The sequence below is a fragment of the Pseudobutyrivibrio sp. 49 genome, from assembly GCF_900100545.1.
In the GTDB taxonomy this organism is placed as follows: Bacteria; Bacillota; Clostridia; order Lachnospirales; family Lachnospiraceae; genus Pseudobutyrivibrio.
This window is the reverse complement of the sequence record NZ_FNDP01000001.1, coordinates 368734-384453: the sequence shown is the minus strand read 5'-3', so window position 1 is coordinate 384453 and position 15720 is coordinate 368734. Positions and strand designations below refer to the sequence as shown.

Genomic DNA, 15720 nt, shown 5'->3' with positions numbered 1-15720 from the left:
GTCCATTATATATGAACGCGCTGTGCAGATTCAACCACATGCTTTACAAGAATGCTTGTAGTAACTCCACCAACACCACCAGGAACAGGTGTTATAGCATCTACTATAGGCTCTGCTTCATCAAAAATAACGTCGCCACACAATTTATTCTTCTTATCATTCCAGCTAATACCTACATCGATTACAGTCTGACCCTCTCTGAGGTAATCTGTTCCTACGCTCTCCATCTGTCCTGATGCTACAACTACTATATCGGCATCTTTTGTAATTGATGGAACATCAATTGTTTTTGTATGACAAATAGTTACAGTAGCATTTTCATGCATAAGCATCATGGCAACTGGACGACCTATTACAAGTGAACGACCTATTACAGCTACCTTCTTTCCAGAAAGAGAGACACCATAATACTTTAATATCTCCATAGCTGCTTCTGCAGTACAAGGTGAAAAACCAAGTTTAGTATTTGTAAATACTCCTGCAAGGGATAAATCTGTACAACCATCTACATCCTTATCAGCTCTTAAAAGCTTTCTAGCCTTTTCACCATCGATATGTTTAGGAAGTGGTCTAAACATAAGAATTCCGTGTATTGTTATATCATTATTTAATTTATCCAGTGTGTCAAGAAAGTCTTCTTCACTCACATCCTCTGGAAGTGCGAAAACCTTAACCTGTACGCCAACCTGCTCACATTTCTTTAACGCACCGCGCTCATAGGATAAATCATCAGGTCGCTCTCCAACTCTAAGAATACCAAGAGTAGGTGTAATCCCTTTAGACTTTAATTCTTCAACATCCTTTAAAAGCTTTTCATTTAATGCTTCAACAACATCTTTTCCCTTAAGTAATTTTGCCATTTAACTAACCTTCCTATAATCTATTCCAAACATCGCTATAAATCGAATCAGCTTTGCTTACATATTCTTTTACTAAAGCATCTACACGGGCATCCAAATCCTCAGCATATGCTCTGTCTTTCATTGATTTTGTATTAATCTTTACATTAACAGCAGCGCCCTTTATCGCTCCCTGAAGCATAGCAACTCCTGTAGCAGCATCACTAATCATAATCACAGAACCCTTATCTGCAAATTCTTTCTGTAAATCCACCGCTTCACAGGCAAGTTCTAATATATGCATAGGAACAGAAGCTGCATCCCTAAGACATTTTTCCATAAGCTCATCTCTATCTTCAGTATCTTTTGGCAAAGAATACGCTTTTGAGAGAGGTTCAAAAGCAACAGCATCATCTTCTATACACTGTAGTAAATCAACTCTAAGCTTTTGTGCCTTATCCATTAACACCAATATTTCATCTTCTACATCAGCATATTTTTTCTTTCCAACGGTAAATTCACCTACCATATCTCCAAGAGCAATGCCAATTGAAGCAACTAAAGCACTGGCGCCACCACCGCCTGGCACTGAAGTCTTAGAGGCAAGCAACTTAGTAAAATCAGAAATACTCGAGTTAATTAAATCCATAATAAATTTTTTCTCCCATCTATCATATTTATATAAACAAAACTCCAAAGCCTTGAATCCTCAAAGCCTTGGAGTCCTATGCCTTTAAAAAATCAAATATTGTCATCTGATTTGAATCAGATACTAATGAGTCATATTTTTCCTGTTCCTCAGCTGTCATCTCTCTGTGGAACACATATGTCTCCTGTTTGATTGTCCCGTCTTTATCAAAATACAACTGTCTGTAATTGATATTCTCCCTATCTGTCATACAGTCTTTGAAATCCTTTCAAGTCAACATTATAAGCATATTGAAAGACCGTTGCAAACATTTTATCTATCTAAACGTCTATCAAATCCAGTGTCTTTATAATATTCTTTTTTTGCTAAATACATATTATCATCTGCTATTTTACAAAGGGTATTTATATCGATTCCAGGATTGTCTCTAAGTGACGCAGCACCAACAGAAACACTTATTTCATCAATATATGTACCCTTCCATTCATAAGTATACTTTTTAAAATTCTCAAGCCTTCTAGTAAGCTCAGCCTTGCTAGCAATAAGCATGGCAATAAACTCGTCACCACCCATACGACTTATAACACTGGTAGAATTATCCTGAAAAGCCTTCTTTATGCAATCAGCAGCGCCAATCAGAAGTTCGTCTCCTGCATCATGTCCCAAAGTATCATTTGTATATTTTAATCTATTAACATCAAAAAATACCACCGTAGTGTCACTTGAAAGCTCTCTGTCCTTGATTGAGTTAAGTTCCTCATAGAAATATCTTCTATTAGTAAGCTTTGTCAGTTCATCTGTATAGGCAAGCTCTTTAACCTGCACCAGTTCTGCTTCTTCCTCCACCTTAAGGCCAATCCTTCGATATATAATTCCAATCTGAGTGGATATATAAACCACAAGTCCAATAATAACTATCACATTGTAATTACTATCAATGTTATTAATATACATTGCCAAAGCGATAACGCAAACAAACAAGAACAGCAAATTGCCCATTGCTATAAGTCGTCTCTCGCTCTTTCGCTTCTCCGCCTTAATGCTTGAATATGAATAGTAAGCAACAAGGAAAATCATTGAAACATCAATTACATGAGCAAAGATTACAATATTGCCCCATTCTACAACACCAAACAAAGCAAATAAAAAGGCTCCCAAAATCAGCATTGCATATATGCCATCCAAAACATTATCACGCCTGCTTATTCTAAAGTTTACAGCTCTAACCAATTCCAGGAATGCAAGTGGCATAAGCACAAAGCACATTATTTCAAGAATGGCAAATCCTGTATTGTTTCCGAAAATAACCGTCAATAAACGGGTCTCACATAGCAAGCATGTACCTGCCAACATAGAAAAGGAACCAGAATAAAGCAATGCCTGGAAGGAAAGCTTTCTTAAAATTAAGGATTTTCTAAGTATAAAATGAATAGCAATTAAGGCTTCCCATAGTCCAGTGAAAAATAATATAACAGATAGAACTATTGGAAGCATCTCTTCCTTAAGTATTCGAATTCCATAACCCGATCTGGTGGTAATAAAGGCTTCTGTCAATTCAGAGCCATAAAGGGATTTTTGCATAACAATTTTGACAGAAACTGTCTTGTAGGAATACTCCGGTTTCATAAGAACATGAATTTCCTTCTTTCCTACATCAGACTCCTGACCAAAAAGAGTATTATCCAAGGAATGATATACCTCATTTCCATCAACATATACAGCAGCCTTGTCATAATAGCACTTCAACACAAGGAACTGATCTCCATATACTAATGGTAAGGTATTTTCAATGACAAACTCCTCTTTATTTGCGTAAGGGAACACCACATCCACACCATTATTAGTCCATCCGTTATCCATGGAGACATAGTTCTCTCGCAGCCTTGCATCGTCCTGATTTGAATATGCAAAACCCACCACAATTATAAAACATATTACTATGATGTAAATTGTAGCGATAACTCGCCTTACAAAACCCCAATCCACCATAACCTTCGCTCCTTAAAAAAGCTGCTAGTTATTAACCTCGATTCCAAACTCACTTGGTAAAAATCTTGGGCAAACATTGTCGGAAGTAACGATAACAGATGCTGCAAGTGTAGAACCTATCTCGCAAGCCTCTTCCATTGTCTTTCCATAAGTAAGACCAATAGTTACACCTGCAAAGAAGGAATCTCCTGCGCCTGTTGTATCCTTAACGTCTACCTTTCTTGCTGGAACAAAACCTGTGTTACCATCTATATCGGCATATACAGCACCCTGTCCACCAAGAGTAACAATCATCTTCTTAATCTGAGCGCCCTGAATCTTCTTAGATAAAATATCCTGCATCTCCTCTGGAGTCTTCTCTGAATAATCATCCATGAAAAGGATTCCTGCTTCCTGCTGATTGCAAACAAAACACTCAACATTCTTAAGGAAATCACGACGTTCTACAGCAATACTCATATTTGAAACAGCTGCATAAACCTTAAGATTATACTTTTCTGCATACTTGAACACTCTCTTAATAGTGTCCTTTTCCATATCAATTTCAAGGGCTATACTGTCTGCATCCTTAAAAATCTCGTCACCCTGCTCATCAAGAATACTATTAATTTCTGAAAGATCTGGGCGCTTTGAAATAGATGCAACCACATCACCATGATTATCAAAAACTGCAAGCCACTTACCCATTCCATCTGGTGTACGGCGAACAAATCTTGTATCTACCTTATGGTTGTTAAGCTTATCTAAAACACCTGTACCAATACCACTATCATCAACAAGGCTTACAAATGTAGGTCTAAGCTCTACATTAGCAATATCCTCTACTACGTTTCTACTAACACCACCGTGTACTTCTTCAACAGTACCTACATTTCTACCAGCAGGAATATAACTTGCTGTAGAGTGTCCTTTAATATCAATAAATACTGCTCCTAAAACAACGATTCCCATGAATTCTATACTCCTTTTAAAAATAGTATTTTTGATTATAACACTACATGCTATAATATCAAATAATTGTGTTTAAATATTTTTCTAAGAGGTATTTTTATGATAAAAGTCGACCTTATTACAGGATTTCTTGGTAGTGGAAAAACTACCTTCCTTAAAAAATATGCAAAATACTTTATGGATCAGGGACAGCGCATCGGAATACTTGAGAATGATTACGGCGCGGTCAATGTAGATATGCTTCTACTAAACGAGCTTAGATGTGACAACTGTGAGCTTGAAATGGTAGCTGGTGGATGCGATGCTGACTGCCACAAAAGACGCTTTAAAACAAAGCTTATTTCCATGGGCATGAGTGGCTATGACCGCGTAATCATCGAGCCTTCTGGTATATTTGATGTAGATGAGTTTTTCGATTCATTAAGAGATGAGCCCCTAGATAGATGGTATGAAATTGGAAATGTAATCACTATCGTAGATGCTAAGCTTGACGAAAATCTTTCTGAGGATTCAGATTTCTTCCTTGCATCTCAGATTGCAAATGCAGGAGTGATTGTTCTCAGCCGAAGCCAGATGACAGATGATACTCATATCACTGCTACTATCTCTCATCTTAAAAGAGCTGCCGAAAAGGCAAAGCTTGATAAGAATATTGATTCAATCGTTTTTTCCAAGAACTGGAATGAACTAGTTTCTGCCGATTTTGATAAAATCTCAAACAGCGGCTATAGCACACATTCATATATAAAGAAGCTTGGTACTGATGATGCAGGTTACAAGACTCTTTACTTCCTGGAACTTCCTATGAAAAAGGACGGACTTAAAGAAAAAATCGATGCACTTATGGCTGACCCAGCCTTCGGCAAAATATTCAGAGCAAAAGGGTTCTTCAAGGATAATGAGGTATGGTATCAATTCAACGCCACTAAAGAAGATTTCGAACTAAACCAAATGCCTGTTGGGCAGGAAGTCTTCATTATTATCGGTGAAGAAATCAATGAAACAAAAGTAAAAGAATATTTTGGAGCAAAATAGCATACAACCACCAATATTAGTAAAAGAAGGATTCGCATATGCGAATCCCTCTTTCGTTTAAGGAATATTAATTAGAAAAAGTGTAGGTACCAACTGTACTCTTGTTGCCAGAATTTCCTGAAATATAATAACCTAATCCATCAACAAAACCAGAATTAATATCTACTGTCTGTTTTCCATTTCCATCAGAGAAAATCAATCCCTTAATGTCCTTTGGAATCTTAGCAGAATAAACTGACTCATTGTACTCGTTCTTCTTTACAAAAGTTGCAGCCTTTCCTGGCCAACCTGTTGTATCACTGCTGCCCCATGTATATACATATACATTGCTCCAGTTAGCATTATTTGAGAAGTAAACTGTAATTTCATTCTCGATTGGTGGTGTTGGAGTTGGAGATGGAGTTGGTGTAGGTGTTGGAGTTGGTGTAGGTGTTGGTGTTGGGGTAGGTGTAGGTGTTGGAGTTGGTGTAGGTGTTGGTGTTGGGGTAGGTGTAGGTGTTGGAGTCGGGCCAACGTCTTTAAGTAAAACTGCAATACCTGTTGATCCAACGTGACCTCTGATATTTGATCCATCTACTGTAAATGTGCTTCCACTTACAAGATCCTTATATGTACCACTTCTAAGTGTACTTCCTGGATTTGAAACACTTACATCCCAATTTGAACCTGAGCCTAAAACAAGTGTAGCACCTGACTGTCTTGCCACGATAGCTACATTTCCATATGTAGAATAGTATTCCTTCTCGCCTGCACACTGGTTATGAAGCTTATTTACTGCAGCAACTTCAGGGCTTGTAAAGTGTGTGCTTCCCTTTTCGCCAACCTTGATTGCTGTCTTTTCTTTAGCATATGGTCTTGAGAAGTAAAGTGCTGATGAATTTGCTTTTGAACCAAGGATTGCATATGCTCTGTCAACTTTGTTCTGGTCAATATACTTAGTCCAGCCGCCCTCCCCTTGCGAATGATTAGAATATGTATCGTGACTTTCAGCGAAGTAAATCACCTCATCGTCCTCGATACCATTTGCTGTTGTCCAATAACCATAGCTGTATGGAACAGAGCCCTGATTTAAAGCCTGCATTACTGTAGCACTATAAACTGAATCAGTTACAGACATATAATCTGTATACTCGCTCATAAGTCTTTGTGCGTATGAGTCATTACCGACTACAGGCTGATCAAGAATCTCACCATAATTGAAAATTGAGTTATCAATTACATTTCTCCAGAAGCTACAATTTTCTGATGGAACAGAAATATGCTTTGCAGCATCCCATCTGATTCCATCAACTCCATCAGACTTAAGCTGAGAGATGTAATTCTTTACTTTATTCTGAACATAAGGATCCTCTGAATTAATATCTGGCATACCGATATCTCTGTGAGTAATCTGATGACGATTGTTGTAATCAATACCGCCCCACTCGTTATGCCAGTGACTTGAATCCTTAAGGCTACCATCGATGTTTGCGTGATCGCCAGCAAGGTGATTTGCTACTACGTCGACTACAACCTTGATTCCATATTTGTCTGCTTCCTGACAAAGTCTTCTTAAGTCACTTTCTGAACCAAGACCTGCATCGCCAACATAAAAACCATTTGGCTGGTAAAGCATATACCAGATTCCACCTCTTGAGCAGCTTGCCGCCTGAGCAGGTGAAGTTTGAACTGTAGAAAATCCAGCTGCCGCAATATTTGGAAGCTCATCAATTATCTGCTGATAAGTCCAATCGAAACAATGCAAGATATTACCATCTTTAATGTTTGTCTGAAGACCATAAGCGCCTGTCTGTGCAGCCTCTACAGTACCAGCATTAAAACTAAAACCACTAAATACTAACCCAGAGGCCACTAAAAGTGATAGCACACTGCGACACATTCTTTTGTTTAACATTCTTACCCTCCATTTTCTCATACATTATAATTGGGATCCCCTTCGATGCTGCGCAAACGGTTCCGCATTTACCGGTTTTATGGAAACGTTTCCAGCCCATGTCGTTATTTAAAATAGCTGATAATACACATGTGTGTCAATATAATTTACTATTTTCAGAAACATTTACAAATATTGCTTAATCATTTTGTGTAAATTTTTGCTTAAATATGCGCAATTCTGCGCAACATTTTCAAAATTATGGACAAAAAAAGAGGACCCTCAGGTCCTCAAAATCTACTCAGCAATATTTATTGATTAGATAAGATAACAGCCTCATCTTTATATGCTACTCCATTAAAAGCATGCTTAAATAGAACAATATCTCGCTTAAAATTAGGTGAGAAGAAATCTCCATCAACCCCAACTACTACTTCTAAATCTTGATCATACTGACTTAAATTTTCAATAACATCTCTGATTCTCATTATATTTTTACCTCTTCTTTCAAAAACCAACAGGATTTATAATACAGTCTCAAAGATATTTTTACAATACCATAATTACACACCTGTGTAGTTATCACAAAATCTTCACACTTATCCTTCTACAATCTCGCCAGCAATTGCTGTTGCCGCTGCAGTAACAGGACTTGCCAGATAAATCTGCACTTTACTAGTTCCCATTCTTCCAAGAAAATTCCTGTTGTTGGTAGCAACAACAACTTCATCATCGGAAAGAATTCCGCCGCCTCTGCCACAGCACAATCCACATCCTGGTGTAGTAATAATTGCTCCAGCATCAGAGAGAATCTCTAAGGTTCCATCTGCTAATGCCTCACGATAAATCTTTCGACTGGCAGGAGTAACAATAAGTTTTACAAAAGGAGCCACATGTTTCCCCTTAAGGATTGTAGCTGCAGCTCTTAAATCTTCAAGACGCCCATTAGTGCATGACCCAATAAATACCTGATTAACCTTTGTGCCTTTAAGTTCTTTTACAGGCTTTATATTATCCACGAGCGACGGACAAGCACAGACAGGTTTGAAATCTTCTGCCTTATATCTAAGAATTTTTGAATACTTAGCATCATTATCAGAACGAAGCTCTTTAAGCTTATCATCAAATGGAATCTTGCAATAATCGCAAGTCTTTTCATCAGGTGCAAAAAGACCACACTTAGCACCGGCTTCAACTGACATATTTGACATAGTCATACGGCTTGCAACACTCATGGCATCAACCGTGCTACCAGTAAATTCGATTGCCTGATAAGTGGCTCCTGAAGCAGTCAAATCACCAATGATTCTGAGAATAATATCCTTTGAGGTAACATTTCCATGCAAGGTACCTTCGATTTCCACCTTTATAGTTTCAGGAACCTTAATCCAAAGCTGGCCAGTGCCCAGAATACCTGCCATCTCCGTATATCCGATACCAGTAGAAAATGCTCCCACACAACCATATGTAACAGTATGACTGTCTGTACCAAAGGCTATGTCTCCTGGCTTCACATAGCCAGCCTCTGTCATAAGCTGATGGCAGATTCCATCTGTACGATGAACATTTTTGATGCCATACTTATCTGCAAACTCATCTCCAACTCTAAAGTGTCTGCTGTCATCTACCTGTGTAGCTGGGAGGAAATGATCATAGATCAAAACAACGCCCTCTGGTTTTGCTACTTTCTTGAAGCCCATTTCCTCAAATTTCTGCACTGCGAAAGGAACCATGATGTCATCAATCATGCACCAATCTACGTCTACAGTAACAATATCTCCAGGCTTTACTTCATGCCCTACCTTATTTCCAATTATTTTTTCAACAAGTGTATGTCCCATTTAATCCTCCCAATTAGTCTAATCCATTACGTTTTCTCATGGCCTTTACAAGACCGCCTGCCTCCAAAATCTCAGTAAGATTTTCTGGAAGACTTGCTATTGGATAGGATTTACCATTAACAATAATCTCTTTTCCTGGAATAACCTCTGCCTCATCGCCTTCAGCTACTTCATCATATAAATCCGGCTGTTCGATTAAAAGAAGTCCATTGTTAATTGCATTTCTAAAGAAAATTCGTGCAAAGGATTTTGCAACAATGCAAGATATACCAAGAGCCTTCACCACCTCTGGTGCCTGCTCACGAGACGAACCGCAACCGAAATTGTTTCCTGCAACAATCATATCGCCAGGCTGAATCTGAGCCGCCAGATCTGGTCGAAGTGGAGAAAAAGCGTAAGGCTTCATCTCCTGCACTGTCTCAAAGGCTAGGTACTCTGTAGGCAAAATAATGTCTGTATCTATGTCATTATCTAATTTCCAAATCTTACTCATTACTGTACCTCCGCTGATGTTATGTAGCCTTTGATGGCTGATGCGGTTACTGTAGCGGCAGAAGCCAAATACACAAAGGAATCCTTGTGACCTGCACGGCCCTTAAAGTTACGTGTGCCTGTTGAAATAAGGGTCTCTCCTTCACCGATGACACCCTGGCAAGCGCCCCAGCAAACACTGCAATTAGGATTCATAACCATTGCGCCTGCATTCATAAAGATATCAAGTAAGCCTTCTTTGAGAGCCTGCTTATACACTTCGCGACTGGCTGGAACAACGAGGAATCTCACTTTATCAGCCACATGCTTTCCTTTGATTACCTCTGCTCCGACACGAAGGTCTTCTATACGTCCATTGTTACAACTGCCAAGGAATGCCTCGTCAATTTTTGTGCCTTCGCATTCTGATACTGGAACAATGTTATCAACGAAATGTGGTTTTGCAACGATAGGCTCAATCTCCGATAAATCAATATCAAAAACTTCTGAGAATACAGCATCATCATCTGATTTAAAAATAGCCTTTGGCTCACGGCCATGTGCCTTTAGGTAATCAAGAGCTACATCATCTACTTCCATAAGTGCAGTCTTGGCACCAGCCTCAACGCAGAGATTACAGATAGAGATTCTGTCTGCTATAGAAAGACCTTTTAGTCCATCTCCTGCAAACTCCATAGCTTTGTAATTAGCGCCATTTGCAGAGATTCGCCCTATAATAGTAAGAATTAAATCACGGGCATATACGCCCTTCTTTAATGTACCGTGAAGATTAAATCTGATTGTTTCTGGAACAAGAAGCCATGAGGTTCCTGTAACCATTGCATAAAGATAATCTGTACATCCAACACCTGTACCGAAAGCTCCAAGTGCTCCATAAGCACATGTGTGGGAATCTGCACCAAAAATAAGCTCGCCTGGACGAACGTGTTTTTCCATCATAACCTGATGGCATACGCCTTCTCCCTCATAAAAAGTGATGCCATGTTCTTTTGCAAAATCTCGCATTTTTTTATGAGAGGCTGCAGTCTTTGGACTATCCGCTGGAATATTATGGTCAATAATCCAAACCAATTTATCCACATCAGCAATTCTTGGCTTTTTTAAATTGTTATACATATCAATAGTAAGATGGGTTGTTCCATCATTACTCATAAGTCTGTCTAAAGTAACTGTCTCAATATCGCCAGCCTTACAGCTCTCTTTTCCTGCGGCTGCAGCGATAATCTTTTCTGCCATAGTCATGCCCATAATCTTTATCTCCTTTTAGTTATCTAGCGATGCAATCAAGCCACCCTGATCCAAAATTTCCTGCATTTTTGCTGGTAGCTTGGTACATGGAAATTGCTTGTCACCTACAGTAATGATGCCGGCCTGCAAATCCAGTTCCATTTCATCGCCATCTTTTACAGCATCATATAGTTCCTTGCTGACAATTACAGGCATACCAATATTAATAGAATTACGATAGAAAATACGGGCAAAGGACTTTGCGATTACAGCCTTCACTCCAAGAGCCTTTAGCACACTAGGTGCCTGCTCGCGAGAAGAGCCACAGCCAAAATTCTCATCAGCTACAACAAAATCCCCTGGCTTCACCTGGGATGCAAAATCTGAATTTAGCGATTCAAAAGTATGCACCTTCATTTCGTCTATTGTAGGGAATAGCAGATATTGAGATGCGATAATCTGATCAGTATCTACGTCTTTGTTAAATCGAAATACCTTACCCATAATTCCTCCTGATGTCAAAATAGTATTGCAACTATTGTAGCGTAATTCTTTAGTGATTTAAAGAGCTAAATTACACAAATTATTCTCTAATCCAAACCTGCATCTCATTTTCCCCACGATTTGCCCAGGCATAATATGGAATAAATGTGAGCTTTACGTCTTTAAGAGATGGTTTGTCTTTAGTGTAAAGACCTGAATCTTTCTTTGCATATAGTCTCTTTCCTGTTGTTGTTAACAAACCTACGCCGTTAAGCAGACTATGATCAAATTTGTATTCAAAATGAGCATTTAATGGCAAGCTGAGACAATTTAAGTCTTCCCCATTATCAACACCTTCAAGACAATAGATTAATGGACCTCTGGAAATCGCTACCTTTCCAACATCCTCAGATACGTGTGGATTAGCGTAGTTTCTAATTACTGACATATCAAAATTAACACCTATTACCACAGAGGCACCTGGCGCCACATCAAGGTAGTGATAGCCCTTCTGTGAATCGATTTTCACAAGATTGCCACCTATTCTTATCCTAAAATTTTCAGACCAGGCTGGTATTCTTATTCCAATTTTTACATTAACCCCTGAGTTATTGCTAACGTAAATGCCTGCCTGCTCATCCCATGGAAAACTTGTAGTCTGCTTTATTAAAACAACACCATCTCCCACATCCAACAGGGAATCCGAATCCATATATTGATTAACTAAAATAGTATTATCTTTTATCGTATATACGAAATCATCCAAGGATGCAATCATTCTAGCCAAATTAGGAGGACAACATGCACAACCAAGCCATGAAGGTCTCACCGGCTTAACATGACTTTTTCCTGGATCTTTCTTTGATTTTACCGGATTAACCTCAAGAGGATTTACATAGAAAAAATGCTTGCCATCAAGTGCCATTCCAGCCAAGGCGCAATTGTACAATGCACGCTCCATCACATCAGCGTATTCTCCACATGGATCAATTCTAAGCATCTGACGTGCAAAAAACATAAGTCCAATAGCAGCACATGTCTCACAGTACATTGTGTCATTTGGCAAATCGTAATCCAACGTAAAAGCCTCACCATTTACAGTGGAGCCGATACCACCTGTTATAAACATTCTACAATCAGTGATGTTATCCCACAGTGTTCGACAGATTTTTAAAATCTCCTGATCACCAGTTGTTGCAGCTAAATCTGCAAGAGCTGTACACAAATAAACCACGCGCACTGCATGTCCTTCTGCAGTCTTCTGCTCGGATATAGGTGCATGATTTTGGAAATATGTATTAGGAACATTTGCCACCCAATTAAGGGCATTAGGCCCCTGATATTTTCTAGCCTGTTCCTTGAAAAAATTAGGATGTTTTCCTCTTTCTGTAAGGAAGTATTTTGCTAGATTAAGATACCTCTCCTCACCTGTTGTATGATAAAGTCTCAGAAGTCCTATCTCTATTTCTTCATGACCATCATAACCGTGAATTTTGCCCTCCTCAGGGCCAAAATTTGTATCGATATTATCTGCACATTTTTTGGCTATATTAAGGACTTTTTCATTGCCTGTAGTAGCATAATAAGCCACCGCTGCCTCAATAAAATGCCCCATACAATAAAGCTCATGGCTTCCTGCCAGGCTTTGATATTTATATTCAATTCCAAGAATCGAAAAATAAGTATCAAGATAACCATCAGGTTCCTGAGCAGCTTCTATCAAATCAATAACCTGCAACGCATTTTTCTCCAACTCTGGATCCATCTTCTCTCTAAGTGAATATGCTACTGCCTCCAGCCATTTATATACGTCACTGTCCTGAAAAGTCCAGCCATAATGGGTTCCCTGTACCTTTCCGGCAGCAACCTTGAAATTCTCAATAGCATGGCTTTTCTCGTTAGGTATATTGGCATCATCCCTCTCTTTTTCGATAGTGATGCCTGCAATATCATTCAAAACCTGCCACTGATAAGGAATCATTTCTCTTCGAACTAACTCCCTGTACCTACCCCAAAAACTTGATGTAATCTTTACACTCGACATACCCTTCTCCTTCAATCAAACTGTTTACTAGATAACCAAATTATATCAAATCAATTTTAATACGTGCTCATTTTTTTGATTTTGTAGATATATAAAATTGTTATTTTTATGTTTTCTATTTAATACTTTTTTTTATCACATTTATGACTTATCATAATCTTCTGTAAAAAATTTAGTTTTGAGGTGATATATAAAATGAATTTATTTATTGTAAGTCAGATATTCGCCATTCTCGCCTGTATTTTAATGGTAGGAATCGGCTATTTAAAGACCAAAAGAGGCATGCTCATTGCTCAGAACGTGCAGTTCATATTTTTTATTATTTCATATGCCTGCATCGGAGGAATCGCTGCGGTAGTTGGAAATATCGTTAGCTTAATAAGAAACATGGTTTGTCTCAAATGGAAATTTACTACTCCATTAAAGATTTTCTTTATCGTTCTTCAGTTCGTAATTACATATGTTTCTTTATACAATGTTTGGTTCGCATGGCTTCCACAGAAAGCTGGCACACACGGACTTATGGATTGGCTTCCATTTGTAGCAGCTACACTTATTACTCTTACACTTAGCTCTAAGAATCCACTTATAATCAAGCTTGGTTGCATCGGAAGTATTTTAAGCTTTGGAACTTACGATTTTGTACTTAGAAACTGGACAGTATTTGCATTTGATTGCTTCTCACTTGTCACAAGCTTGATTGGTGTTTACAGAATTGTAAATGATAAAAAGGAACCATTCTAATTTATATAATAATTTCATATACAAAAAAGAGGGCTTTTGGAATATTTCCAAAAGCCCAAATTTTATGTCGCGTTTTTATTCAATCAAAAGATTTAATTAACCAAGGATTGAAAGAACACCATTTGTAGCCTGGTTAGACTGTGCAAGCATAGCCTGACCTGCCTGCTGAAGGATGTTGTTCTTGCTGTAGTTAACCATTTCCTCAGCCATATCTGTATCACGGATACGTGACTCAGAAGCGTTTGTGTTCTCAACTACGTTATCGACGTTAGCAATTGTGTGCTCAAGTCTGTTCTGGATAGCACCAAGTGATGAACGCTGTGCAGATACCTTAGAAACAGCATCAGCGATAGCATCGATAGCGTATGTAGCAGACTTACCTGTAGCATCAGCTACGTTAAGACCCTTGATACCAAGAGCTGTAGAATCCATAGCATTGATTGTAACATTAATCTTGTTTGTCATGTCAGCATCAGAACCAACATGAAGATTAAATGTAAGGTCGTTCTGAACCTGAGCCTCACCCTTCTCAAGTGTAAGCTTAACATCATCACCTGTTGTATCGATTTCCGCCTTACCAGCAGCCTTTGAAGATGCACCAATTGTAGATGCAGCCTGGAACTCGGTACCTGCTAACTCGTATGCCTTCTGAGCTGTAATAAGGTTCTTGTTATTGATATCAACCTTAGCATCTGTAGATGTGAATGATGTAGGATCAACAGAATCACTCTTAGCAAATACTGATACAGACTTTCCATTGTACTGGATTGTTGAACCATGGCCAGCAAAAGTATTGATGTCGTCAAGATTTAACTTTGACTCTTCTTTTGAAGTTGTACCATTTGTAAGTTCATATGACTTACCATCAATGATAAGTGATCCTGAAGTTGCATTTTTATTTGACTTATCAATTGCACCTAAAGTCTTAAGAGCCTCATTAACTGATGTAGCACCGATTGAATACTTTGTACCACCAATTGTTACGCTATCACCAACATTAAGCTTATTCATTGTGAAAGTAGCCTTCTCAGTATTCTGAGTAAGCGTTCCTTCAAGACCAGCATCATGAGCATCAATCTTAACAGTCTTCTTTCCGTTAGAACCCTTAAGAAGGTGTGTCTCATTGAACTTTGTAGACTCAGCTACACGATCGATTTCTGTTGTAAGCTGGTCAATCTCGTTCTGGATAGATGAACGATCTGACTCAGAGTTTGTACCATTTGAAGCCTGAACAGCAAGCTCGTTCATTCTCTGAAGCATTGAGTGAACTTCTGTAAGAGCACCTTCAGCTGTCTGAACTGCAGAAACACCATCCTGAGCGTTTGTTGAAGCCTGTGAAAGACCTCTGATCTGCTTACGCATCTTCTCAGAAATTGAAAGACCAGCTGCATCATCAGCTGCACGGTTAATCTTGTAACCTGAAGCTAACTTCTCTGTTGACTTAGCCTGGCTACCAGCTGTTGTGTTAAGTACTCTTGCGGCATTTAAAGCCTGCATGTTGTGTTGAACTACCATAATCTTTATTTACCTCCATGTAAACATTCCCGAAATCC

General features: G+C 38.7%; 15 protein-coding genes. 2 read left to right on the top strand and 13 right to left on the bottom strand.

The annotated features are described in order from the left end of the window. Nucleotides 1–5 precede the first annotated feature (5 nt). The 5 genes from BLP54_RS01645 to BLP54_RS01630 form a co-directional block, all read right to left on the bottom strand. A complete protein-coding gene (locus BLP54_RS01645; RefSeq protein ID WP_090166116.1) occupies nt 6–860 on the bottom strand; it encodes a bifunctional 5,10-methylenetetrahydrofolate dehydrogenase/5,10-methenyltetrahydrofolate cyclohydrolase in 855 nt (284 codons plus the stop codon). Nucleotides 861–873: 13 nt separating this feature from the next. Further along, entirely contained in the window at nt 874–1488 is a 615-nt protein-coding gene (locus BLP54_RS01640) for a cyclodeaminase/cyclohydrolase family protein (protein WP_090166114.1), read from the bottom strand. 76 nt (nt 1489–1564) lie between these two features. After that, on the bottom strand, nt 1565–1738 hold the full coding sequence (locus tag BLP54_RS15765) for a hypothetical protein (RefSeq protein WP_159430880.1): 174 nt from the start codon (nt 1736–1738) through the stop codon (nt 1565–1567). A 62-nt stretch (nt 1739–1800) separates the two neighbouring features. Beyond that, nucleotides 1801–3477, bottom strand: coding sequence for a GGDEF domain-containing protein (locus BLP54_RS01635; RefSeq protein ID WP_090166112.1), 1677 nt, complete (start codon nt 3475–3477; stop codon nt 1801–1803). A gap of 24 nt (nt 3478–3501) precedes the next feature. After that, on the bottom strand, nt 3502–4428 hold the full coding sequence (locus BLP54_RS01630; RefSeq protein ID WP_090166110.1) for a carbohydrate kinase family protein: 927 nt from the start codon (nt 4426–4428) through the stop codon (nt 3502–3504). A 99-nt stretch (nt 4429–4527) separates the two neighbouring features. On the opposite strand from BLP54_RS01630, the gene BLP54_RS01625 reads away from it, so the two are divergent. Next, nucleotides 4528–5463, top strand: a complete 936-nt coding sequence (locus BLP54_RS01625) for a GTP-binding protein (RefSeq protein ID WP_090166108.1) — start codon at nt 4528–4530, stop codon at nt 5461–5463. Between the two features lie 67 nt (nt 5464–5530). On the opposite strand, the gene BLP54_RS01620 is transcribed toward BLP54_RS01625, so the two are convergent. The 7 genes from BLP54_RS01620 to BLP54_RS01595 form a co-directional block, all read right to left on the bottom strand. Beyond that, nucleotides 5531–7357 (bottom strand): alpha-amylase family glycosyl hydrolase, encoded by a 1827-nt coding sequence (locus BLP54_RS01620; RefSeq protein ID WP_176754434.1) that lies wholly within the window; start codon nt 7355–7357, stop codon nt 5531–5533. A 290-nt stretch (nt 7358–7647) separates the two neighbouring features. Further along, entirely contained in the window at nt 7648–7824 is a 177-nt protein-coding gene (locus BLP54_RS15760; RefSeq protein WP_176754433.1) for a hypothetical protein, read from the bottom strand. Between the two features lie 111 nt (nt 7825–7935). Next, entirely contained in the window at nt 7936–9177 is a 1242-nt protein-coding gene (locus BLP54_RS01615; RefSeq protein ID WP_090166104.1) for a 3-isopropylmalate dehydratase large subunit, read from the bottom strand. A 13-nt stretch (nt 9178–9190) separates the two neighbouring features. Further along, on the bottom strand, nt 9191–9670 hold the full coding sequence (locus BLP54_RS01610) for a LeuD/DmdB family oxidoreductase small subunit (protein WP_090166102.1): 480 nt from the start codon (nt 9668–9670) through the stop codon (nt 9191–9193). Then, nucleotides 9670–10917 carry a 3-isopropylmalate dehydratase large subunit gene (locus BLP54_RS01605; RefSeq protein WP_090166100.1) on the bottom strand — a complete coding sequence of 416 codons (1248 nt, stop codon included), beginning with the start codon at nt 10915–10917 and terminating at the stop codon, nt 9670–9672. Before BLP54_RS01605 ends, BLP54_RS01610 begins: the two co-directional genes overlap by 1 nt. A gap of 15 nt (nt 10918–10932) precedes the next feature. Further along, nucleotides 10933–11400 (bottom strand): LeuD/DmdB family oxidoreductase small subunit, encoded by a 468-nt coding sequence (locus tag BLP54_RS01600; RefSeq protein WP_090166098.1) that lies wholly within the window; start codon nt 11398–11400, stop codon nt 10933–10935. A gap of 79 nt (nt 11401–11479) precedes the next feature. Then, nucleotides 11480–13423, bottom strand: coding sequence for a glycoside hydrolase family 127 protein (locus BLP54_RS01595; protein WP_090166097.1), 1944 nt, complete (start codon nt 13421–13423; stop codon nt 11480–11482). Nucleotides 13424–13618: 195 nt separating this feature from the next. Between BLP54_RS01595 and BLP54_RS01590 the strand changes: the two genes are divergently transcribed. After that, nucleotides 13619–14167 (top strand): YgjV family protein, encoded by a 549-nt coding sequence (locus BLP54_RS01590; RefSeq protein ID WP_090166095.1) that lies wholly within the window; start codon nt 13619–13621, stop codon nt 14165–14167. 96 nt (nt 14168–14263) lie between these two features. Here BLP54_RS01590 and BLP54_RS01585 read toward each other — a convergent pair whose 3' ends face one another. After that, entirely contained in the window at nt 14264–15682 is a 1419-nt protein-coding gene (locus tag BLP54_RS01585; RefSeq protein WP_090166093.1) for a flagellin N-terminal helical domain-containing protein, read from the bottom strand. Nucleotides 15683–15720: the final 38 nt, after the last annotated feature.

Coding starts and splice junctions, on each gene's coding strand:
- BLP54_RS01645 (WP_090166116.1), bottom strand. CDS start 860: ATGGCAAAATTACTTAAGGGAAAAGATGTTGTTGAAGCATTAAATGAA.
- BLP54_RS01640 (WP_090166114.1), bottom strand. CDS start 1,488: ATGGATTTAATTAACTCGAGTATTTCTGATTTTACTAAGTTGCTTGCC.
- BLP54_RS15765 (WP_159430880.1), bottom strand. CDS start 1,738: ATGACAGATAGGGAGAATATCAATTACAGACAGTTGTATTTTGATAAA.
- BLP54_RS01635 (WP_090166112.1), bottom strand. CDS start 3,477: ATGGTGGATTGGGGTTTTGTAAGGCGAGTTATCGCTACAATTTACATC.
- BLP54_RS01630 (WP_090166110.1), bottom strand. CDS start 4,428: ATGGGAATCGTTGTTTTAGGAGCAGTATTTATTGATATTAAAGGACAC.
- BLP54_RS01625 (WP_090166108.1), top strand. CDS start 4,528: ATGATAAAAGTCGACCTTATTACAGGATTTCTTGGTAGTGGAAAAACT.
- BLP54_RS01620 (WP_176754434.1), bottom strand. CDS start 7,357: ATGTTAAACAAAAGAATGTGTCGCAGTGTGCTATCACTTTTAGTGGCC.
- BLP54_RS15760 (WP_176754433.1), bottom strand. CDS start 7,824: ATGAGAATCAGAGATGTTATTGAAAATTTAAGTCAGTATGATCAAGAT.
- BLP54_RS01615 (WP_090166104.1), bottom strand. CDS start 9,177: ATGGGACATACACTTGTTGAAAAAATAATTGGAAATAAGGTAGGGCAT.
- BLP54_RS01610 (WP_090166102.1), bottom strand. CDS start 9,670: ATGAGTAAGATTTGGAAATTAGATAATGACATAGATACAGACATTATT.
- BLP54_RS01605 (WP_090166100.1), bottom strand. CDS start 10,917: ATGGGCATGACTATGGCAGAAAAGATTATCGCTGCAGCCGCAGGAAAA.
- BLP54_RS01600 (WP_090166098.1), bottom strand. CDS start 11,400: ATGGGTAAGGTATTTCGATTTAACAAAGACGTAGATACTGATCAGATT.
- BLP54_RS01595 (WP_090166097.1), bottom strand. CDS start 13,423: ATGTCGAGTGTAAAGATTACATCAAGTTTTTGGGGTAGGTACAGGGAG.
- BLP54_RS01590 (WP_090166095.1), top strand. CDS start 13,619: ATGAATTTATTTATTGTAAGTCAGATATTCGCCATTCTCGCCTGTATT.
- BLP54_RS01585 (WP_090166093.1), bottom strand. CDS start 15,682: ATGGTAGTTCAACACAACATGCAGGCTTTAAATGCCGCAAGAGTACTT.